At 46.4% G+C, this 19,689-nt stretch carries 21 protein-coding genes and 3 pseudogenes; 8 read left to right on the top strand and 16 right to left on the bottom strand.

Going from position 1 to position 19,689, the window contains the following annotated elements:
- Nucleotides 1-2 precede the first annotated feature (2 nt).
- On the top strand, nucleotides 3-734 hold the full coding sequence (gene trmB, locus UNITIG_RS11780) for a tRNA (guanosine(46)-N7)-methyltransferase TrmB (RefSeq protein ID WP_101758555.1): 732 nt from the start codon (nucleotides 3-5) through the stop codon (nucleotides 732-734).
- A gap of 75 nt (nucleotides 735-809) precedes the next feature.
- On the opposite strand, the gene UNITIG_RS11775 is transcribed toward trmB, so the two are convergent.
- Both UNITIG_RS11775 and UNITIG_RS11770 read right to left on the bottom strand, forming a co-directional pair.
- Nucleotides 810-1,343, bottom strand: a complete 534-nt coding sequence (locus UNITIG_RS11775; RefSeq protein WP_101758554.1) for an outer membrane beta-barrel protein — start codon at nucleotides 1,341-1,343, stop codon at nucleotides 810-812.
- An 81-nt stretch (nucleotides 1,344-1,424) separates the two neighbouring features.
- Nucleotides 1,425-2,306 carry an LLM class flavin-dependent oxidoreductase gene (locus UNITIG_RS11770; RefSeq protein ID WP_101759266.1) on the bottom strand — a complete coding sequence of 294 codons (882 nt, stop codon included), beginning with the start codon at nucleotides 2,304-2,306 and terminating at the stop codon, nucleotides 1,425-1,427.
- 249 nt (nucleotides 2,307-2,555) lie between these two features.
- On the opposite strand from UNITIG_RS11770, the gene UNITIG_RS11765 reads away from it, so the two are divergent.
- Nucleotides 2,556-3,668 (top strand): phosphotransferase, encoded by a 1,113-nt coding sequence (locus UNITIG_RS11765; RefSeq protein ID WP_159931146.1) that lies wholly within the window; start codon nucleotides 2,556-2,558, stop codon nucleotides 3,666-3,668.
- A gap of 87 nt (nucleotides 3,669-3,755) precedes the next feature.
- Here the strand turns inward: UNITIG_RS11765 and UNITIG_RS11760 are convergent, their stop codons facing one another.
- The 9 genes and pseudogenes from UNITIG_RS11760 to UNITIG_RS11720 all read right to left on the bottom strand — a co-directional run bounded on the left by UNITIG_RS11760 (nucleotide 3,756) and on the right by UNITIG_RS11720 (nucleotide 9,887).
- Complete coding sequence (locus UNITIG_RS11760; protein WP_101758552.1) at nucleotides 3,756-4,070, bottom strand: hypothetical protein; 315 nt, start codon at nucleotides 4,068-4,070, stop codon at nucleotides 3,756-3,758.
- A 364-nt stretch (nucleotides 4,071-4,434) separates the two neighbouring features.
- Nucleotides 4,435-5,025 (bottom strand): RdgB/HAM1 family non-canonical purine NTP pyrophosphatase, encoded by a 591-nt coding sequence (gene rdgB, locus UNITIG_RS11755; protein WP_101758551.1) that lies wholly within the window; start codon nucleotides 5,023-5,025, stop codon nucleotides 4,435-4,437.
- Nucleotides 5,026-5,061: 36 nt separating this feature from the next.
- Complete coding sequence (locus UNITIG_RS11750) at nucleotides 5,062-5,460, bottom strand: DUF4426 domain-containing protein (RefSeq protein WP_235015364.1); 399 nt, start codon at nucleotides 5,458-5,460, stop codon at nucleotides 5,062-5,064.
- Between the two features lie 18 nt (nucleotides 5,461-5,478).
- Nucleotides 5,479-6,069, bottom strand: coding sequence for a methionine biosynthesis protein MetW (gene metW / locus UNITIG_RS11745; RefSeq protein ID WP_101758550.1), 591 nt, complete (start codon nucleotides 6,067-6,069; stop codon nucleotides 5,479-5,481).
- Nucleotides 6,069-7,229 (bottom strand): homoserine O-acetyltransferase, encoded by a 1,161-nt coding sequence (locus UNITIG_RS11740; protein ID WP_101758549.1) that lies wholly within the window; start codon nucleotides 7,227-7,229, stop codon nucleotides 6,069-6,071. The genes metW and UNITIG_RS11740 overlap by 1 nt, the downstream gene beginning before the upstream one ends.
- A gap of 70 nt (nucleotides 7,230-7,299) precedes the next feature.
- Complete coding sequence (locus UNITIG_RS11735; protein ID WP_255399598.1) at nucleotides 7,300-7,557, bottom strand: DUF167 family protein; 258 nt, start codon at nucleotides 7,555-7,557, stop codon at nucleotides 7,300-7,302.
- A gap of 44 nt (nucleotides 7,558-7,601) precedes the next feature.
- A complete protein-coding gene (locus UNITIG_RS11730; RefSeq protein ID WP_101758547.1) occupies nucleotides 7,602-8,189 on the bottom strand; it encodes a YggT family protein in 588 nt (195 codons plus the stop codon).
- A gap of 73 nt (nucleotides 8,190-8,262) precedes the next feature.
- On the bottom strand, nucleotides 8,263-9,108 hold the full coding sequence (gene proC, locus UNITIG_RS11725; protein ID WP_255399494.1) for a pyrroline-5-carboxylate reductase: 846 nt from the start codon (nucleotides 9,106-9,108) through the stop codon (nucleotides 8,263-8,265).
- Nucleotides 9,109-9,199: 91 nt separating this feature from the next.
- Nucleotides 9,200-9,887, bottom strand: a pseudogene (locus UNITIG_RS11720) (YggS family pyridoxal phosphate-dependent enzyme).
- A gap of 187 nt (nucleotides 9,888-10,074) precedes the next feature.
- Here UNITIG_RS11720 and UNITIG_RS11715 point away from each other — a divergent pair.
- Nucleotides 10,075-11,109, top strand: coding sequence for a type IV pilus twitching motility protein PilT (locus UNITIG_RS11715; protein ID WP_101758545.1), 1,035 nt, complete (start codon nucleotides 10,075-10,077; stop codon nucleotides 11,107-11,109).
- Between the two features lie 98 nt (nucleotides 11,110-11,207).
- Entirely contained in the window at nucleotides 11,208-12,359 is a 1,152-nt protein-coding gene (locus UNITIG_RS11710) for a PilT/PilU family type 4a pilus ATPase (protein ID WP_101758544.1), read from the top strand.
- Nucleotides 12,360-12,407: 48 nt separating this feature from the next.
- Here UNITIG_RS11710 and ruvX read toward each other — a convergent pair whose 3' ends face one another.
- The 5 genes and pseudogenes from ruvX to gshB all read right to left on the bottom strand — a co-directional run bounded on the left by ruvX (nucleotide 12,408) and on the right by gshB (nucleotide 15,508).
- The gene (ruvX, locus tag UNITIG_RS11705; protein ID WP_101758543.1) at nucleotides 12,408-12,854 is read right to left on the bottom strand and encodes a Holliday junction resolvase RuvX; all 447 of its coding nucleotides are present in this window, start codon (nucleotides 12,852-12,854) and stop codon (nucleotides 12,408-12,410) included.
- A 3-nt stretch (nucleotides 12,855-12,857) separates the two neighbouring features.
- A complete protein-coding gene (locus UNITIG_RS11700; RefSeq protein ID WP_101758542.1) occupies nucleotides 12,858-13,430 on the bottom strand; it encodes a YqgE/AlgH family protein in 573 nt (190 codons plus the stop codon).
- 155 nt (nucleotides 13,431-13,585) lie between these two features.
- Nucleotides 13,586-13,897, bottom strand: a complete 312-nt coding sequence (locus tag UNITIG_RS24305) for an energy transducer TonB (RefSeq protein ID WP_235015363.1) — start codon at nucleotides 13,895-13,897, stop codon at nucleotides 13,586-13,588.
- Nucleotides 13,804-14,484 carry a hypothetical protein gene (locus UNITIG_RS11695; RefSeq protein WP_235015362.1) on the bottom strand — a complete coding sequence of 227 codons (681 nt, stop codon included), beginning with the start codon at nucleotides 14,482-14,484 and terminating at the stop codon, nucleotides 13,804-13,806. The genes UNITIG_RS24305 and UNITIG_RS11695 overlap by 94 nt, the downstream gene beginning before the upstream one ends.
- A 74-nt stretch (nucleotides 14,485-14,558) precedes the next feature.
- Nucleotides 14,559-15,508: pseudogene (gshB, locus tag UNITIG_RS11690) on the bottom strand (glutathione synthase).
- Nucleotides 15,509-15,949: 441 nt separating this feature from the next.
- Between gshB and pilG the strand changes: the two are divergent.
- The 4 genes and pseudogenes from pilG to UNITIG_RS11670 all read left to right on the top strand — a co-directional run bounded on the left by pilG (nucleotide 15,950) and on the right by UNITIG_RS11670 (nucleotide 19,635).
- Nucleotides 15,950-16,335: pseudogene (pilG, locus tag UNITIG_RS11685) on the top strand (twitching motility response regulator PilG).
- Between the two features lie 93 nt (nucleotides 16,336-16,428).
- Nucleotides 16,429-16,791, top strand: coding sequence for a twitching motility response regulator PilH (gene pilH / locus UNITIG_RS11680; RefSeq protein ID WP_101758541.1), 363 nt, complete (start codon nucleotides 16,429-16,431; stop codon nucleotides 16,789-16,791).
- Between the two features lie 98 nt (nucleotides 16,792-16,889).
- Nucleotides 16,890-17,357, top strand: coding sequence for a chemotaxis protein CheW (locus tag UNITIG_RS11675; protein WP_369809164.1), 468 nt, complete (start codon nucleotides 16,890-16,892; stop codon nucleotides 17,355-17,357).
- A gap of 178 nt (nucleotides 17,358-17,535) precedes the next feature.
- Nucleotides 17,536-19,635 carry a methyl-accepting chemotaxis protein gene (locus UNITIG_RS11670; RefSeq protein ID WP_101758540.1) on the top strand — a complete coding sequence of 700 codons (2,100 nt, stop codon included), beginning with the start codon at nucleotides 17,536-17,538 and terminating at the stop codon, nucleotides 19,633-19,635.
- The last annotated feature ends 54 nt before the right edge of the window (nucleotides 19,636-19,689 follow it).

Raw genomic sequence — 19,689 nt, 5'->3', positions numbered from 1 at the left:
AGATGAGTGCTGATTCAGTAACACCGCAAGTTAATTCCTCCGCTACGCCAGAGGAGCGCAAGCGTCGATCGATTCGCAGCTTTGTATTACGCACCGGGCGCATGACGCCGGGTCAGCAAAAAGCCTATGATCAGTATTGGCCGCTTAAAGGTTTAACTTTGGGTGATGGCGTTATCAACTTTTCCGCTGTTTTTGGCCGAGAAGCTGACACTGTTTTAGAGATCGGTTTCGGCATGGGTGCGTCGTTAGTGGAAATGGCAAAAGCGGCTCCCGATAAAAACTTTATCGGTATCGAAGTGCATGCTCCAGGTGTGGGTAAGCTCCTGCATGGTATGGGCGAACAGCAAGTGGAAAATATTCGCGTGTATTGCGATGATGCCGTAGAGGTTTTAAATCAGTGTATAGAAGATAATAGCCTTGATCGTATTCAAATTTATTTTCCAGATCCCTGGCACAAAAAAAAACACAATAAACGCCGCTTGATTCAGCCCGCTTTTGTGCAGACGCTACGTAATAAACTTAAACCTAAAGGCATTTTGCATTTAGCGACTGATTGGGAACATTATGCGGAACAAATGATGGAAGTCATGACGGCTGCCGATGGGTTCAGTAATCAGGCTGATGAGTATTGTTTTTCGCCACGGCCAGAGTATCGACCTATCACAAAATTTGAAAAAAGGGGTGAGCGCTTAGGGCATGGGGTGTGGGATTTACTGTTCGCTAAAACGCACTAGATTTTTTTAGAAAAGTTAATCTTGTTGATACACGCCTCTGGATTTTAGAGGCGTGTTTAAAAAGAACATTAAGGCTTAAAACGCTAGCCTTACACCGATTCCAATTACTTCGGATTCCGCGTCATTATCAAACTGAAGATACTCTGCATAGATATCAATAGTATCCAGGATATCTATTGATGCGCCGGCACCATAAAAAACCTCTTCGCCACTTTCATCCAAATCGCCAAAAGCCGAACGGCCATCAACATCGATATAAGCAATACCCACTTTAGCGTAAATTTCAAACAGGGGACCAAGAGGCAGCATAGCCACACCAGCGGCGGTAAAAGCTTCGGCATTCAATTTGGTGGCGCCTTCACTAAAATCCCCCAAATCATAATATCCACCTTCGGCCGATAACATTAATAAATTTGAGTCGAGAAAAGTGTAGCCGACAAAAAAAGCAGTGGTGGTGTCATCGCCATCAATACCTGAGATATCGACATCAGCTTGATACAGACCAGCGCCAATATAATAACCTTCGTCGGCATTTGCTGTTGATAAAAAACCAAGGTTGACGATAAGCGCTGCTGTGATTATTAATAGCAATCGATTGAGCTTATCCATACTAAAATTTCCCCTAAAGCTAAAAAGTTGATTTGTTGCGTCAAAGTTTAGCTGGTTACAAAAATTTTAGCGAAACTAATTTTATCGCCTGGCAATAAGAGTGGCGAGCTTATCGACTTCCGCTATATCCGCAGTAGCCGGTACTAGAAAAACCTCTTCTGCACCCGCAGCTTCAGTAGCGTCCAATGCGTCAATAATAGCTTCAGGGGTAAAGCGCGTCATGCTATTGGCAGTATTTTGGGCCGCTTCCTCGCCCATGATTTTTAAATAATCGAATACATAGCTTTTAAGCTGTGATTCAGCGTTATCGGCTAGTGAGTACCAAAATCCGCCCATTTTATAGGGTGAGGTGCTACGGTTGGATTGTTGCCATGCTGCATCAGCAGCATCGAAAAAATATTGACTGAGTGATTGTTCGCCGTTCATGGCAAAACCGTAGATGCCATCAGCCCAGTGCGAAATGCGAGATATGCTTTTGGGCCCCATGGCGCCAACTAAAATGGGCGGGCCGCCAGCTTGTATGGGACGAGGTCCAATTTCGTCACCGCCTTCAAAAGCGGGCTCACCTGCCCAAATCTTTTTCATAGTAGCTATTTGATCATCCATGCGTTTGAAGCGATTGTTAAAATTAGCGCCAACGGCTTTATAGTCATCTTCGCGTCCACCGACACCAACACATACTGTGACACGGCCTTCAGAAAGCACATCCAGTGTAGCTATTTCCTTGGCGGCCCTTACTGCGTCGGTCATTGGTAATACATAAAGCGACGGCACAATTCGAACTCGCTCGGTGACTGCGGCAGCGGCCGAGAGTAGTACCCGCATTTCATAGGTGTAGCCACTAATACGCTCACCACACGAAAGGCTATGAAATGGCCCCTGATCGATTGCTCGGCACCAATCAAGAATGGTTTTACGATTAATGTCGGGCTTCATATAGGGTAAACAAATTCCAATTTTCATAGCGGGCTCGAGGTCTAAAGTAGGATGAGTGATTTCTATTGTAAGGCCTAATTGTGGCAGGTCGAGGTCTGGCATCAATGGCAGGAGTTGGGTATGGATAGTTATACCTGAATAAGCCATTTAGCTTATAAAGATAATAAATTGTTAATCTTTTGCCAATCGGTTCGCGATAGGGCAATTAGGATGGCACACTGCTTGGCGACTAAGGTTTACTGGATAAAATATTGCCAAGTAGTGGAATACGATGATATGTCCTTATTACTTCCGATGATCAAGTTAGCTCCTATCGCTGTATATAACTGTTTAGCGATGGTTATACAGCGGCCCTTAAATCCGAAAAAAATATCGCCGCGGGCTTTAGCGAGGATACTTAATCTGGAGCGCGGTGAGCTACAAGGTTATCAGTGGGAGCTGATCCACCAGGGCACTACGGCTCGTTGGCGCTTGCACGTACCTGCACTCAATAAGGTCTATTTTGCCAAAACAAATCCCCCGGACTTTACCACTCGCTTCTTCGGGGCGCTTTTTCAGTTGGGGCTCAATGAGATAGGCTTTTATCGTGATATCGCTGCCAATTTAACCATAGATAAGCCAAATAGCTTTGGATTAATGGGAAATCGATACCGCTACTTAATATTAATCGAGGATCTATCCGATCAGGCAACGTTTACCGATATCAGTTTTCGCTGTGATTTGCAGCAAGCAGAATCGGTCATTGATACGCTAGCAAATTTACATGCCAGTTGCTGGCAAGATGCGCGTTTTGATAGTCAGTGGCAATGGGTCAACCGCCAACAGTATCAACGCAACCATATATTTTTAACGCTATTGCGCCAACAGTCATCAGCGATAGCTATAAAACGCTATAAAGAATTGCTGCCTGAAAATACCCCGCAGATAGCAACACTGATTAATCAACATTACGAAAAGTTAGTGCAACAGTGGGGTGAGGGCGAGCGCACACTGGTGCACGGAGATGCCCATATTGGCAATATGTACTTCAAAGCTGACGGCAAAGCGGGTTTGTTAGATTGGCAAGTGATTGGATATGAGCACGGTATGCGTGATGTAACGTATTTTATCATTAACTCTTTACCTACCGAATTGCGCAGGGAATATCAACAGCATTTGATTGAACGTTATACCAGCAGATTGTTAAAGCAAGGCATAAATCTGGACAATACTGTGGCACAACAGCAATACTTGCTACATGCCTCCTATGTGTGGATTTCTGCAGCAGTAACAGCGGCATCAAATACTATGCAGGAAGAGAAAATTGCAGCGGCCGGGTTAATTCGCGCAAGCAAAGCAATGGAGGATTTAAAATTACAGGATTATTTATCTTTTATGGGAGAAAAATAGAGTGCCTTAGTTATTGTTAGCGGCACTGTCTACAGCTTCTATGTTGGTGATTTTAATGTCAGTAGTTGCAGTCTTTTGCATGCTTGTTTAGTTAACAGCTACACTATTTGAACTAGCCTGATCACGGTATGCTTTCAGTTCTTGATTGTATTTATTAGCGGCATTCTGCATTTGGTCAACAATGATATTGTAGCGATACGAAGTGTGGAGGCAGTCCAGAGAGGCAGTGCCTTTTTTGACATATTCCTTTACTTCAGTTTGTACTTGATACATTTCATTAAAAGTTGCCGATGCACCTGAAACAATCGCTGGCTGAGTCTTGAACCACTCTGGGTCTAAACAATCAGCTGCGTTAGCAAAAGTGCTAATACCCATAGATAGTGCAAACATTAATTTTTTCATTACATGCTCCTTGGAGTTTAAAGTTAACCAGTAAATTTATGGTCCACCCTGGGTATTGCAAAGCTGATGCCAAAAAATAAAAAAGACAGAATTTTGCGTAAAAAGCCATAAAAAAGCAGAAAAAGATATAGCTTAAGAAGCACATCTTTAGTCATCGATTAGTCAAAAGTTTAAGAGTGGTGCGAGAAAAAAATGAGGCGCCATATTTTCATGCAAACATTTCTTTACACTTGCATTTTACTTGTAGTAAAAGAATCAATGACTTATTTCAAAATAACTTTATAAGTTACACCGAAATATCAAAAATGGTGCGCGCCATAAAAGGTTGCACTATTCTGGGGGCGGCTGGCGGTAGAGCTGTGCACTATTTTTGCCAGTGCTGAAGTAATAAATGCATTGCTTTACCGCGATGGCTGATAGCATTTTTTACTGATGATGGTAATTCGGCGGAACTGCAATTTTTTTCCGGCACAAAAAATAAGGGGTCGTAGCCAAAGCCATTAGATCCTGCAGCCTCAAATAGAATTCGCCCATCCCAGCTGCCCTGGCATATCAATGGTGTGGGGTCCTGATGGTGCTGCATATAAACCAATAGGCACTGGAAGCGAGCGCTGCGATTGGCTGCGGGCACATCAGCTAAATCGGCTAACAGTTTTTCATTGTTGTGCTGGTCATTACTGGGAGTGCCAGCAAAGCGCGCTGAATAGATACCGGGTTGGCCGTTAAGTGCATCGACCTCAAGACCCGAATCATCGGCGATAGCCGGTAAGCCTGAATGGAGTGAGGCGTGGCGGGCCTTGATGATGGCATTTTCGACAAAGCTGAGGCCCGTCTCGGCAACATCAGGGACATTAAAATCTGACTGCGCTAATACTTCATAACCACAGCCGCTTAAGAGCTGTTGAAACTCTTTTAACTTACCTTGGTTGCCACTGGCTAGAACGACTTTTTGCATGATGTTATTCGTCGATATATAAGGTGTGATTAAACTTTAGGGTATAGGGGCAATATTGGGATCAGGTTGTATTTTAATAGTAAAGGTTCGCAGTTCTTTGTCATTAAAACTTAACTCGGCAAGATAGTAGATAGCGTCTTGTTCGATTATTTCTTTAAAATCCAGAGTTTTGGTATGAATCAAGTCCGAACTCTCTCCGCTAATGAGAGATTTTTTAGCGCGACTCATTCCTTTATCTAATTGTTTGCGCACTGCAATATTAACCAACGCTCGATTTTTTCCGCGAACGATTTGGTAGGCTTTGGCAACTTCCGGAGTAATGAACGTGGAGTTCAATACGTTGTAATAGACTTCATAGTCACCAAAAACCTTGCTGTTTTCGGCGTGCAGTGAAGTGCTGAGTAATAGACAAATAAAAGCTGTGAAAGCACGCATAGGAGTTCCTGTGATGGTTTAACGGCTAATATGGTAAACCGCGGTTACACCAAATAAATTTGGTATTAAGGCGCCAAGAAAGCTTTCACTGCTATCGAAGCCGACTACCGTACTGCGAATAATATTAATATTCTTTTCCCGGCATAGGCTTTCAAAGTCTTTAACAGTGAAAAAGTGGATGTTGGGTGTGTCATACCAGGAGTAAGGCATTGATTTAGACACGGGCATACGGCCGTGTTGGCTCAGGTACCAACGACAACGCCAGTGCGCAAAATTGGGAAAGGTGACAATACACTCTTTGCCGACCCGTAACATTTCATCAATAACGATATGTGGGTTGTGTAGTGTTTGCAGGGCGTGCGCCATAATGACAACATCAAAGCTATTGTCCTGAAAATTACTCAGGCCTTTATTAAGATCCTGTTCAACCACATTTAAACCGTTAGCAATACAGTGGGTGATTTGGTCTTCGTCGATTTCAATACCCAGGCCATTGACTTGCTTGGTTTCTATCAACTTTTGCAGTAACGCGCCATCGCCACAGCCTAAATCCAATACGCGAGTGTTCGCTTGAATCCAGTGGGGAATAAGTTGTAAGTCAAAACGCATCAGCCACACTCCTGCGCGACGCGCTGCATATAAGCACGGAACACGTTTTCATAGCGCTGGTTAGGAATTAAAAAGGCATCGTGGCCGAAGCTGGCTTCAATTTCTGCGTAATTAACCGGCTTATTGGCCGCGATAAGTGCGTCGACAATCTCCCGTGATCGCTCCGGTGAAAAGCGCCAATCTGAGGTAAAGGAAACCACAAGAAATGAACATTGCGCCTGGGTAAATGCTTTTACCGGATCGTCATCGTACTCGCGGGCGAGATCAAAATAATCCAGTGCTTTGGTCATCAGAATATAGGTGTTGGCATCAAAAGTTTCTGAAAAGCTATCGCCTTGGTAACGCAAATAACTTTCCACTTGAAACTCCACATCCTCATCGCTACCCAGTTGAAAGGTGCCGGCTTTTAATTCGCGACCGAATTTTTTACCCATGCCATCTTCAGATAAATAGGTAATGTGACCTACCATCCGGGCCAAGCGCAAGCCGCGCCTCGGGATGACATTGTGGTCCATATAATAGCCGTCATGAAAATCCAGATCAGAGCAGATTGCTTGTCTGGCGACTTCATTAAAAGCGATATTTTGCGCGGTTAATTTCATTGCTGAGGCAATCACGATGCAATGACGAACTTCACTCGGATATTCCAATGCCCAGCGCATGGCTTGCATGCCACCTAAGCTACCGCCAATAACAGCTGCCCAGCTGTTGATACCTAACACATTCATTAATGCGCGCTGGGTCTCTACCCAGTCACGGCAGCGCAAAGGTGGAAAGTCTTTTTGCCAGGCTTTGCCGGTTTCCGGGTTGATCGATTGAGGGCCGGTAGAGCCGTGGCAACCGCCGATATTATTGAGGCTGACAATATAAAATTGCGAGGAATCAATTGGCTTACCGGGGCCGATATAGCTATCCCACCAGCCGGGTTTGCTATCATCTTCATGGTGTAAGCCGGCGGCATGATGGTGGCCGGACAGCGCATGACAAATCAGCACAGCGTTGGAGGCATCGGCATTGAGCGTGCCATAGGTTTCATATACCAATTCATATTGCGCGAGCGTGCGACCACAGGCCAGAGTAACTGGCTGGTCAAAGTGTTGGATCCGGGGAGTAACAACTCCAACAGAGCCAGGCACGGTGTTGTTGGTATTCACGGACATGGATAAAACCTGATTTTAAACTGATCGGAGTCTAATAATTCAAGCAAGCGACTGCAATAGATTCTTGAAATTACAGGGGTTTTTCTATTTTAAGCACGCTTGGTATTCGTCTTGGTTGAGTTATCCGCAGCGTTTTAAGTCTACCCAGCTCGCCATGGACAATAGTCACAGCTGTTTTGGCGACACCAAACTGTTTGGCGATAAACGCTTGCAAGTGCTTGTTGGCTTTACCGTCGATAGGCGGAGCGGAGATGCGCACTTTTAAGCGCTCGGCATGGAGGCCGGCAAATTCATCATTGCAAGCTTTCGGTTGTAAGTGGCAAAACAGCAGTAGATGCTCGCCTTGCCAGCGGTAAAAACAGTCCTTCAGAGCTATATTCCAATCACATAGGCGGCGGGTAGTCGGGCATAGACGGCTAGATTATTGAGTATGATTTGGAAAATATTGATGGCTAGAAACACAAAGATAGGCGACAAGTCCAAACCACCCATTGACGGGAGTAGTTTGCGGAATGGTGCCATCACCGGCTCGGTCAGCTGATGCAGTAATAGAATGGTGGGGTTGTAGCTGCCAGGCGCGACCCAGCTTAAAATAATTGAAGCAATAATAGCAACAAAATAAATATTGATTACCATCCCCAGCGTACCGAGTACGCCCCAAATGGCGAGTGAGACTGGATTGGGTATGGGGTAACCCTGAATAAGCACCAGGGCAGTAGTGGCGAGCATTTGTAATAGCAATACGATGACTAGCGTCGCGCTATCAATGCGGCCAACACTGGGAATCATACGGCGAGTCGGTGCCACTACTGGCTGGGTTACTTTCACCATAAACTGGGAGATGGGGTTATAAAAATCCGCCTTGGATAATTGCAGCAATAGTCTTAGCAGTAGCGCCAGTATATAGAGATTAAAAAATGTCTGGATTAGTAGATTCGCAATTTCGCGCAAAGCATCCATAGAGTCGTAGCCTTAGTAGTATAAAAATTAAATAATGGTGGTACTGATGGCATTATTCCAGTCTTGAGATTAATTATTCATCCAGCAGTTTCGCTAATTCTTCAGATCGATCGCGGCAAGCGATCAGGGCTTGGTTAACAATATCCCGCATGCCCTGATCTTCGAAGACTTTGATAGCCTGTTCGGTAGTGCCACCAGGTGAGGTGACCCGCCGTCGTAGCTCGGCAGCATCCACGTCGCTGGAAATAGCCATTTGTGCTGCTCCCAAAGCCGTTTGCAAGGTCAATTGCTTGGCCACATCGGCGCTGAGTCCCAACTGTTCGCCTGCGGCTTGCATGGCCTCCATTAATAGAAAGAAGTAAGCGGGGCCACTACCAGAGACAGCAGTGACAGCATCCAGCTGGCTTTCCTGATCTACCCATAAAGCAATACCCACTGCGCGCAAGATAGAATCTGCTGCTTGGCGTTGTTGCTCAGTAACTAGATCGTTGGCGAATAATGCCGTTGCCCCTGTTTGCACCAAAGATGGGGTGTTAGGCATGCAGCGGACAATGGCCATATTGCCGCCCAGCCATTTATTCAGGCTGTGAATCTCGATGCCCGCGGCAATGGAAATAATCAGCGGTTTTGACTGCTGGGCGCTGCTGGCCAGATCTTGCAATATAGGTTTCATCACCTGCGGTTTCACCGCCAGGACTACTACGTCAGCATTGGCGATGGCCTGGTGGTTGTCATCAGTGATATTCACGGCGGCCACTTCACGCAAATTACTTAAAGACTGAGGGTAAGGGTCGCTGGCAGTGATTGAGTGTGGCGCAAAGCCTTTATTGACCAAGCCACCAATAATACTGGCTGCCATATTACCAGCGCCGATAAACGTGATGTTGGAGTGGGGAGTATCAGAACTGACAGTAGACAAGATTAAGTACCTTTTGCTTGCTTAAATAATGGTTAACGCGCTGTTCTTAGGCCCGGCAGTATAGCAGGGCAGGCAGCAGTGAGGTACAGGCTTAGCGGCTTCGACTACCAAACAAATCCGTACCAATCCTGACGATCGTGGCACCTTCTGCGATCGCGGATTCCATATCTGCCGACATTCCCATGGATAGGGTGTCGAGTTGTGGGTGATGAATTCGTAATTGATTGAGTGCGGTACTGAGCCGCGCAAAGGCTGTGCGTTGTGCTGAGCTATCGCTAGTCGCTTTGGGGATAGCCATAAGGCCTCGTAACTGCAAGCGGGCAGCGCTGCGACTTGAGCAGCGAGGGCTTCCAGTTCAGTGAGTGCAACACCTGATTTAGAGTGTTCTTCGCTGATATTGACCTGTAGGCAAATATTGAGTTTGGGAAGGGTGGTAGGACGCTGCTCATTTAAACGTTGCGCAATTTTAAGACGATCAACGCTGTGCACCCAGGCAAACTGTTCGGCAATGGCGCGGTTTTATTGGCTTGTATCGGGCCGATAAAATGCCAGTTCAGCTGTAAATTGGTGAGCTCCGCTTGTTTTTCCAGCGCTTCCTGTAAATAGTTTTCGCCAAGCTCGGTGATACCAGCGGCCGCGGCTTCCCGGATCTCAGAAGCTGAACGCGTCTTGCTGACGGCTATTAATTGAACAGAATGAGGCTCGCGGCAGTATTTTTGTTCCGCAAGGCGGATGGCTTGCTGGACCTTTGCTATATTAAATTCTATTGAAGATGACATACGTATTGTTGCTAGCTCCGCTAAGCTAAGTGAGTGTGATGACTAAACCGTGCACTGATTCACAAATGGCGGCACGGTTGTGCAGTCACCCATGCGTGTTACTGAAGCTGCATTATACTCAACGGTTGTTATTAACGCTGTGTCATCTGCCGCTTCGTATTAATTGACGTTAAACCTAAGGATTATCATGGATATTACCGAGCTGTTAGCCTTTAGTGCCAAACAAGGCGCTTCCGATTTACATTTGTCTGCGGGGCTACCGCCGATGATTCGTGTGGATGGCGACGTGCGCCGGATTAACTTGCCACCGATGGAGCATAAACAGGTACACGGCCTGATTTATGAAATCATGAATGATAAGCAGCGCAAAGACTATGAAGAATTTCTGGAGACGGATTTCTCCTTCGAAGTACCTGGTGTGGCGCGCTTCCGGGTTAATGCCTTTAACCAGAACCGCGGTGCGGGTGCTGTGTTCAGGACTATCCCTTCCAAAGTCTTGTCGATGGAAGATCTGGGTATGGGGCAGGTATTTCGCGATATCTCCATGGTGCCGCGGGGCTTGGTATTGGTGACTGGGCCAACTGGCTCGGGTAAATCCACTACGCTGGCAGCGATGATGGACTTTATTAATGACAATAAATACGAACATGTATTAACCATAGAGGACCCGATCGAATTTGTGCACGAATCCAAGAAGTGTTTGGTTAACCAGCGTGAAGTACATCGTGATACTCACGGCTTTAATGAAGCGTTGCGCTCAGCGCTGCGGGAAGATCCCGATATTATTCTGGTAGGTGAATTACGGGATTTGGAAACTATCCGTTTGGCAATGACCGCCGCAGAAACCGGCCACTTGGTATTCGGTACATTGCACACCACCTCAGCGGCAAAAACCATTGACCGTATTATTGACGTGTTTCCAGCAGAAGAAAAATCAATGGTACGGTCGATGTTGTCGGAATCATTGCAGGCGGTTATTGCTCAAACGCTATTGAAAAAAGTCGGCGGCGGTCGTATCGCTGCCCATGAAATTATGATTGGGACGTCAGCTATTCGTAATTTGATTCGTGAAGATAAAGTGGCACAGATGTACTCAGCTATTCAAACTGGTGGCTCCGCGGGAATGCAGACTATGGATCAATGTTTATCTGACTTAATAGATAAGCGTTTGATTGCTCGTGATGTTGCAAGACTGAAAGCGCGCTTCCCGGAAAACTTTTAAATACATTCTTATTAAGTTAAAGCGCAATTAATAAACAAAATAGATAGAAAAATTATTGTGACTGTCGTGAAACTGAACGACAGTCACTGGAGCACATCGTGGATATTGATAAGCTGTTACAAATCGTCGTTGAAAAAGGCGCCTCGGATCTTTTTATTACCGCTGGAGTACCCCCGTCAATCAAAGTCCATGGTCGCGTGGTGCCGGTCACTACGAGTCCGCTAAGCCCGGAGAAAACACGCGAGACTGTGCTTGGGGTAATGAATGAATCCCAGCGTCGGGATTTTGTTCGCGATAAAGAGTGTAACTTTGCTATTAGCGCCAGAGGTATTGGCCGCTTTCGGGTGAGTGCTTTTTACCAACGCAATTTGGCCGGTATGGTATTGCGCAGGATCGAAACGACTATTCCGCGGATTGAAGATTTAGGTTTGCCAGATGTTATTAAAGATTTGGCGATGATTAAGCGCGGCTTAGTCGTGTTTGTGGGTGCCACGGGTGCGGGTAAATCAACTTCCTTGGCCGCGATGATTGGTCACCGCAATCGCAATTCCAAAGGTCATATTATTTCAGTTGAAGATCCGATTGAATATATTCATCAGCATGAGGGGTGTATTGTGACCCAGCGTGAAGTGGGTATTGATACCTCGAGCTTTGAAATTGGCTTGAAAAATATGTTGCGACAAGCGCCTGACGTAATCATGATTGGTGAGGTACGTAGTCGTGAAACCATGGAGCACGCTATAACTTTTGCTGAAACCGGCCACTTATGTTTGTGTACTTTGCATGCGAACAATGCCAATCAGGCGCTGGATAGAATTTTGCATTTTTTCCCTGCGGATAGACACTCGCAACTATGGATGGATTTATCGTTGAACTTGCGGGCAATGGTTGCTCAGCAGTTAATTCCTACGCCTGATGGTAAAGGCCGTCGCTCTTGTGTAGAAGTATTAATTAATACACCTTTAGCACAGGATTTAATTCGCAAAGGTGAAGTACATTCGTTGAAAGATTTGATGAGTAAGTCTAACGATAATGGTATGCAAACTTTCGATCAGGCCTTGTATGAATTATATAAAGCTGGCGAAATTACTTACGAGGATGCATTAGCGCATGCGGATTCGGCCAATGATTTACGCTTGATGATCAAGTTAGGCGATGAAAATAGCCCGTCACAATTAGATGCGATTGCCGGGGATTTATCATTGGAAGATGAAAGTGAGCAAGACAGAGGACAAAACTTTAAGCGTTAGTGTATCTACAATGATTCTTTGATAAGAACAGGCATGTTAGCGCGATCTTTATTGGCCGTGTTCGGTAAACCAGCTTTCTAGAATTATTTTTGCGGCTAAACTGTCCACATTATTTTTCTTAAAATCCCGCGAGCCCGTTTGCTGAATAATTTCTCCTTTGGCGGCAAAACTACTTAAGCGTTCGTCAGCCATCGCAATGGGTAAACCAAAGCGACCATGTAAACGGTTGGCGAATTTTTTAGCGCGAGTACTGAGTTCAGATTCGCTGCCATCCATGTTTAATGGCAAGCCAATAAGTAATAAGTCTGGTCGCCATTCATCGAGAATTTTTTTTATTTCTTCCCAACTTGGAATACCATCTTGTGCTTTTAAATCGATCAGTGGGTTTGCAGTTTGGGTGATGGACTGGCCAATGGCAACGCCGATGGATTTGGTGCCATAGTCAAAACAAAGAATAGATTTTGCGTCTAGTAATGGACGTTTATTGTCAGACATGCCTTAGGCATGCCCTGCCTGGGGAGAGATTAGTGCCAGGTCCACGCCCATTTGTGCGGCAGCCGCTTTGGCGCGTAACTCTACAGGCGTATTAAAAATAATATCGCTATCGGCTGGCACAGTTAACCAGGCATTGTCAGCGAGTTCTATTTCTAATTGGCCTGCGCTCCAACCAGCATAACCCAGCGCCACAATGCTATCGACCGGACCCTGATCATGAGCGATAGCGGTAAGAATATCTTGCGAGGTAGTCAGTGCGACTTGGCCAGAAATGCGAATAGTGGAATCCCATTCCTGTTCAGTAGTGCGATGCAAAACAAAGCCGCGATCCATGTGTACTGGACCACCGGCGAGTATCTGGTCACTGTGAGGGCCCTGGATATCATTAATTTCCAGATGCTGGAAAATTTCGTCGAGGCTGAGATCCAGCGGGTGATTAATGACAATGCCCATCGCGCCTTGGTCATTGTGTTCGCAGATGTAAGTAATACTGTTGGCGAATAGGCCGTCAGTGATAGTCGGCATGGCTATCAGGAAGTGGTCTTTTAAACTGTTTGCACTACTTAATTTATCCATAACTGGATTATTGGGGCGCGCAGAGATGAAGACAAGTGTTAATTGTGAGTAAAGATAAAAAAATGCATTAATTGCTTATTTGAAGGAATGTTTTGTTATAGAAAATGCTGGTCTTAGAGATGTCGGTGAAAATGCCAATAATTTTTAGTTATTTATTAGGTATTACTTGAAGACAGGCGATCTTTATGAAAACGCCAGGTGCGGATAATTTCCAGCACATCGACACTATTTTGCATTTGGGTGGGGAAGGGGTCATAAGGGGCAGCGAGGTGGACGATTTTTATTGCGGCTTGATCAAGCACTTTATGGCCGGAAGATTTTAAAATTTTGACCCGATGTACTTCACCATTGGGCAATAGCGAAACCACCATCCTTAAATCCCCGTATAGTTGCTTACTTTTAGCCTTGCTGGGGTAATGTTGATTGCCAATCGCTTCCACCTTGGTGCGCCAGTTGTGTAAGTACATGGCATCATCCGATTGCTTGGCAGCAACGGATGTAAGGCGATGTATACGCGGGCGCTTCGCATAGGCATATTCCTGAATGTCCAGCTTCGCTTGCAGACTGGCGATTTCACGACTGCGTTGTTGAATCGTGAGTTCATTGTTCGGGCTTGATCCTGATCGCGCTCAAAATTTTGTTCAATTTGCTGTTGCGTTTGTTGGTCGCTAAGGCTGCTGGTGAGTTGCGTAGTGATGGCTTGTTGGGCTTGGCTTTGGCTGCTTTGCTGTTGTTTGGCTACGTCCTGAATTTGCGTATCCTGAAAGTCGGCAAGCTCTTTGGTGGTAAGCATGGCTTTTTCTTCAAGGGTGCCGCTACCTTGCTGGTTATGCTGGGCTAGAAAATCGGCCTCGTCGGGTGCCTGTTGGCTGCGGTGTTGCGCCAGTGTAATTTCGAGCTTGGGCGCAGCAACAGTGCGCTCGGTTTGGCTGAAGGTAATGCCTAGAATCAGTGCAGCATGTAACGCCAGCGCTAGACAGAACGTAAAGCCCAGGCGGTCATGACTGAGTTCCTGAATGTCGATAGCGTTATAGCTTGCAGCGATATTGGCCATATTTCGTTTTTACAGTGGTGACTACAGTTGACTGATAGCCCTTAAGTTTAGTTGCTTGTGCACAGTTGTCAGCTTTACTTCGAAAGCTTGCTGGCAATGCAGTCCATCAATTTATCGGCGATGTTAGTTCCGAATTGATCATCTATCTCGCGCACGCAGGTGGGACTGGTGACATTCACTTCAGTCAGGTAATCCCCGATCACATCCAGCCCGACAAATAATAACCCTTTCTCTTTGACGATGGGGCCGACCTGGTTCGCAATCCAGCGATCTCGTTCTGATAGTGGCTGGGCGCGACCGGTGCCGCCGGCCGCCAAATTACCGCGCACTTCGCCCTTCGCCGGAATGCGCGCCAGGCAGTAATCGATAGCTTCGCCATTGACCAGCAGGATGCGCTTATCGCCATCGACAATTTGCGGTAGGTATTTTTGTGCCATGATGGAGGTGCGGCCGTATTCGGTCAGGGTTTCCAGAATGGCGCCCAGATTGTTGCCGTCTTCTTTGACTCTAAAGATTCCCGTGCCCCCATCCCGTCTAACGGTTTATAGATTACATCGCCGTGCTGGCGGTGGAAGTCGCGTAATCGCTCGTCATCTTTGCTGACAATTAAGGGTGGGCAGCAGTCTGGAAACCGGGTCGCAAAGATTTTTTCATTGCAGTCACGCAGGCTTTGAGGCTTGTTAACAATTAGGGTGCCCAGTTGCTCAGCGGCTTCGAGTATATAGGTGCTATAAATAAACTCATTGTCGAAGGGAGGATCTTTGCGCATGAGTACGACATCGAGATCGCCCAAGTTGATGTCCTCGGTCTCACCCAGCTCGTAATAATGGTCTGGGTCTCTAAATACCTGTAATGAGCGAATCTTGGCTCGCGGTTCCCCGCCATTGAGGTACAAGTCAGACTGTCGCATATAGTGTAATTGCCAGCCCCGCTCACTGGCGGCCCATAACATGGCCAAAGTAGTGTCTTTTTTGTAGGTAATGGTTTCGATTGGGTCCATTACGACCCCGAGGCGGATTGTCATAGTATGCTCTGTGTTGGCTTTTTGTGTTTACTGCTAGTAGATAAATACAGCTTTTTGCTTATGTGATGCCAGCTTTGGCCGAAATAAAGGGCTGTGATGATAATTTTATCTAAAGTAGCCCATTTTTTTTCGGAGTTGCTAGCAGTTTCTCACTTATCCATTGGGCGATCTGCGCATCCGCTTCTATACTCATTATTGGTTTAGGTTATGAGCCTGTTTTGTAATTTGGCCATTACGTTACGACGCTAAAGATCGCAAAGCAAGACTTAAGTAAAAAGTTATAATAAGCAGTTTTACTATATTTATCCGTAGTTTATGGCGAAAAGCTGGAATCTATGTTAAATATTAAAAGCTGTTTCCACTGTGTTTGTGTCGATATGTTCATTAAATGACCAGACTCGTTCAATAAGCCCCAATTCGTCAGCATTTAAGGTCTAGGGTATGGAAGGAAATTTCGAAAATTTGAAAGTCATGGTAATCGATGACAGTAAAACGATTCGTCGCACTGCTGAAACGCTCTTACAGAAAGTAGGTTGTGAGGTGTTTACTGCGACAGATGGCTTTGATGCGCTGGCCAAAATTGCCGATAGCAAGCCGGATATTATTTTTGTCGACATTATGATGCCGCGTCTGGATGGTTATCAGACCTGCGCGCTGATTAAGAACAACAGCGAATTCAAAAAAACCCCGGTGATTATGCTATCCAGTAAAGATGGCTTATTTGATAAGGCTAAAGGGCGAATTGTGGGTCCGATGAGTACCTGACCAAGCCTTTTAGTAAAAATGAATTATTGGGTGCAATTCAAGCCCATGTTGGTGCTGCCTAGTAATACCAGCTACCTTGCCTTGTTCGGGCGTTTGTGTGCGAGCAAGAAATAACAATAATTTCTAGCTGTAATAGCTTGTGAAGTGGAGGAAATATGGCACGAGTGCTGATCGTCGATGATTCACCGACGGAAACCCACAAGATGACCACGATTCTTGATAGACATGGCCATGAAGTCATAACTGCGGTAAGTGGTGAAGACGGTGTTGCTAAAGCTAAAGAGACTTTGCCCGATGTAGTACTTATGGATATCGTGATGCCGGGCTTGAATGGCTTCCAAGCCACTCGCCAATTGAGTAAGCATGCGACTACCAGTCACATTCCCGTGATTATTGTCACCACCAAGGATCAGGAAACCGACCGCCTGTGGGGACAGCGTCAGGGAGCAAAAGGTTATTTGACGAAGCCGGTGGATGATAACGCCCTAATGTCAGCAATTGCTGATGTGTTGGGCTAGACCCAAAGACTGACGACGGGGACAAGATTGATGAGTGAACTGGAACCTTTTGCGGCCTTGCTTGATATCGCCCAGCGCAGTGTCTCAAGTGCGCGGGTTTGCCCGAGCAGGCAGACATTAAGCCGCACTGGTCTGGTATCGGCTTTACCCTTGGTGGTTATCGGTTTATCGCACCAATGGGAGAGGTGGTAGAAATTTTAGCCCAGCCGCCATCGACGCGTTTGCCAGGCGTGCAGCCTTGGGTGCAGGGGGTGTCAAATGTTCGTGGACGCTTATTACCCTTGATTGATTTGGAGCGATTTTTTGGCAGTGTGCCAGGTAATCGCAAAGATCGACGGGTGCTAGCTCTTGAGTTAGGTGATTTGTATACCGGCCTAATCGTTAATGAAGTATTTGGGATGCAACATATTCCAGTGGACAGCTTCCGTGAGGAAGTGCCAGAAGAAGTCTCTGCGTTGAAGCCATTTTTAGCCGGGTCGTACCAGCACAACAATTATGTCTGGTCCGTTTTTAGTCCTTATAAATTGGCACAAAACGCAGAGTTTTATAATGCGGCGGCTAGTTAAGTCGCTGTCATGAGTAAAGGTGGATAGGGAATGCCGCTATTGGTCGCAAGGCTGATACCAGTATTAAACATGCAGTCTTGAGTATCGTTGGCTGTGAAGGATGCGAGGCTTTGAGAAGTCGAAACTGACTTTTTAGGGTTTACATAAATAGTAAAACTTTTAACGGGGAGCCCCGGGCATGAACGCTAAAACAAGAGGTGCAGCCGCCAAGCTGCCTACCAACCGAGTCATAAGTTTTTTCCTGTTCCTGATGGTTGCAGGCATTGTTGGCGCCGGTTTTAACGCCTATATCGTGTTGCGAGATGCGGGTTATGATGCCCGTTACTTGGAGCTGACAGGTGAGCTGCGAGTACTGGCGCAGCAAATCTCGACCAGTTCCCGGCAGGCGACTGAGGGGGACGCGGCATCGTTTGATGAGCTTGAAAAATCCCGTAATAAATTTAACCAGACCATCGGTATTTTAAAGAACGGCACCACTTCACTGCCGTCTCCCCAAAGCATGTTATCCAGTGAGTTAGGCGTATTAGATGCGTTATGGAACAAGGTAAATACCGCTTCGACCACTATCGTTGATAACCGCCAGCGACTTTTATTTTTGCACGAAGTTGCTAAAACCCTGAATGAATCGATCCCGGAATTACAGGCGGAATATAACAACGTTGTAGAAATTTTATTAGAAAACCGCGCCCCGGCTGAACAGGTTGCGGTGGCTCAGCGGCAGTCGTGGCTGGCTGAGCGTATCGCCCGTAACGTAGATAACATGTTACAGGGTGGTTCTGCTGCTAAAGATGCGGCCGATCAGTTTAACCTTGATGCGAGCTTGTTTGGTTCGGTACTAAACGGCATGTTGCAGGGCAATAAGGCCATGCGGATTTCACGGGTAACCGATAAAGACGCACAGGTTTCATTGGAAGAAGTTAATAAGCTGTTTGAATTTGTTAGTGGTTCGGTTGATGAAATTTTCCAGGCTTCTCCCGATCTGTTGAAATCACGTACTGCTGCTGAAGGTATCGTTGTTGATTCACCGCAAATCATGGAAGCCACAAGTAAGTTAGCGGAACAAATCAGTACGCTGGAAAGTGAGCGTAAAATTACCGGAACCACCGCGCTGTTTTTCTTGGGCGTGACCTTGTTCTCTTTAGCAATGATCGGTATTCAAACATTCCGCAATACCCAGGCTCGCTTGCGCGAAACCGGTGAAACCAACGAGCGAAACCAGAATGCAATTTTACGTTTACTCGATGAACTCGCCGACTTGGCAGATGGTGACTTAACCACTACCGCAACCGTAACCGAGGATTTCACCGGTGCGATTGCTGACTCGATTAACTTTACTATCGACCAATTGCGGATTCTGGTATCGCAAATTAACGATACAGCGGTGAAGGTATCGACGGCGGCACAGGAATCGCAGTCAACCGCGTTGCACTTAGCCGAAGCGTCCGAACACCAGGCGCAAGAAATTGCCGGTGCATCCGCGGCGGTAAACGAGATGGCGGTGACCATCGACCAGGTATCTTCAAACGCTTCGGAATCAGCCAGCGTTGCGGAGCGTTCGGTTGCCATCGCAAATACCGGCGCCGAAGTGGTACAGAACACCATTAACGGCATGGATAACATCCGTGAGCAGATTCAGGAAACCTCAAAGCGTATCAAACGATTGGGTGAATCATCCCAGGAGATCGGGGATATCGTATCGTTGATTAACGACATCGCCGACCAAACCAACATACTGGCATTGAACGCGGCGATACAGGCATCGATGGCGGGTGACGCGGGTCGTGGTTTCGCGGTAGTTGCGGATGAAGTACAGCGCCTTGCGGAACGTTCTTCTGCGGCAACAAAACAGATTGAAGCGCTGGTTAAAACCATCCAGTCAGATACCAACGAAGCGGTTATCTCGATGGAACAAACCACTGCCGAGGTGGTACGGGGTGCGCGCTTGGCACAGGATGCGGGTACTGCACTGGAAGAAATCGAGAAAGTATCGCAGGAACTTGCGGAATTGATTCAGAACATCTCCAACGCTGCTCGTCAGCAAGCATCATCAGCGGGTCATATATCCAACACGATGAATGTTATCCAGGAAATCACTACTCAAACCTCTTCTGGTACCACAGCAACAGCGAGATCGATCGGTAATCTGGCTGATATGGCGAACGAACTACGTGAGTCAGTGGCTGGCTTTAAATTGCCTGAAGAAGAGTCAATGGTACCAGTGGATGAGGAAAATCTTTACGAGGAAGAAGCACCACTGGCACTGGCTGTCGCTGAGTAAAATTGTTAGTGAATTGATTGGCCGTTTTACATTGTTAATGGCAAACGTTAGAGA

Origin of the sequence: Oceanicoccus sp. KOV_DT_Chl (assembly GCF_900120175.1) — a bacterium.
GTDB lineage: Bacteria > Pseudomonadota > Gammaproteobacteria > Pseudomonadales > Dasaniaceae > Oceanicoccus.
This window is presented reverse-complemented; position numbering and strand designations above follow the sequence as displayed.

What these genes read in the sequence shown, in the direction of transcription:
- trmB (WP_101758555.1), top strand. Translation starts at nt 3, where the DNA reads ATGAGTGCTGATTCAGTAACACCGCAAGTTAATTCCTCCGCTACGCCA.
- UNITIG_RS11775 (WP_101758554.1), bottom strand. Translation starts at nt 1,343, where the DNA reads ATGGATAAGCTCAATCGATTGCTATTAATAATCACAGCAGCGCTTATC.
- UNITIG_RS11770 (WP_101759266.1), bottom strand. Translation starts at nt 2,306, where the DNA reads ATGAAAATTGGAATTTGTTTACCCTATATGAAGCCCGACATTAATCGT.
- UNITIG_RS11765 (WP_159931146.1), top strand. Translation starts at nt 2,556, where the DNA reads ATGTCCTTATTACTTCCGATGATCAAGTTAGCTCCTATCGCTGTATAT.
- UNITIG_RS11760 (WP_101758552.1), bottom strand. Translation starts at nt 4,070, where the DNA reads ATGAAAAAATTAATGTTTGCACTATCTATGGGTATTAGCACTTTTGCT.
- rdgB (WP_101758551.1), bottom strand. Translation starts at nt 5,025, where the DNA reads ATGCAAAAAGTCGTTCTAGCCAGTGGCAACCAAGGTAAGTTAAAAGAG.
- UNITIG_RS11750 (WP_235015364.1), bottom strand. Translation starts at nt 5,460, where the DNA reads ATGCGTGCTTTCACAGCTTTTATTTGTCTATTACTCAGCACTTCACTG.
- metW (WP_101758550.1), bottom strand. Translation starts at nt 6,069, where the DNA reads ATGCGTTTTGACTTACAACTTATTCCCCACTGGATTCAAGCGAACACT.
- UNITIG_RS11740 (WP_101758549.1), bottom strand. Translation starts at nt 7,229, where the DNA reads ATGTCCGTGAATACCAACAACACCGTGCCTGGCTCTGTTGGAGTTGTT.
- UNITIG_RS11730 (WP_101758547.1), bottom strand. Translation starts at nt 8,189, where the DNA reads ATGGATGCTTTGCGCGAAATTGCGAATCTACTAATCCAGACATTTTTT.
- UNITIG_RS11715 (WP_101758545.1), top strand. Translation starts at nt 10,075, where the DNA reads ATGGATATTACCGAGCTGTTAGCCTTTAGTGCCAAACAAGGCGCTTCC.
- ruvX (WP_101758543.1), bottom strand. Translation starts at nt 12,854, where the DNA reads ATGTCTGACAATAAACGTCCATTACTAGACGCAAAATCTATTCTTTGT.
- UNITIG_RS11700 (WP_101758542.1), bottom strand. Translation starts at nt 13,430, where the DNA reads ATGGATAAATTAAGTAGTGCAAACAGTTTAAAAGACCACTTCCTGATA.
- UNITIG_RS24305 (WP_235015363.1), bottom strand. Translation starts at nt 13,897, where the DNA reads ATGTACTTACACAACTGGCGCACCAAGGTGGAAGCGATTGGCAATCAA.
- UNITIG_RS11695 (WP_235015362.1), bottom strand. Translation starts at nt 14,484, where the DNA reads ATGGCCAATATCGCTGCAAGCTATAACGCTATCGACATTCAGGAACTC.
- pilH (WP_101758541.1), top strand. Translation starts at nt 16,429, where the DNA reads ATGGCACGAGTGCTGATCGTCGATGATTCACCGACGGAAACCCACAAG.
- UNITIG_RS11670 (WP_101758540.1), top strand. Translation starts at nt 17,536, where the DNA reads ATGAACGCTAAAACAAGAGGTGCAGCCGCCAAGCTGCCTACCAACCGA.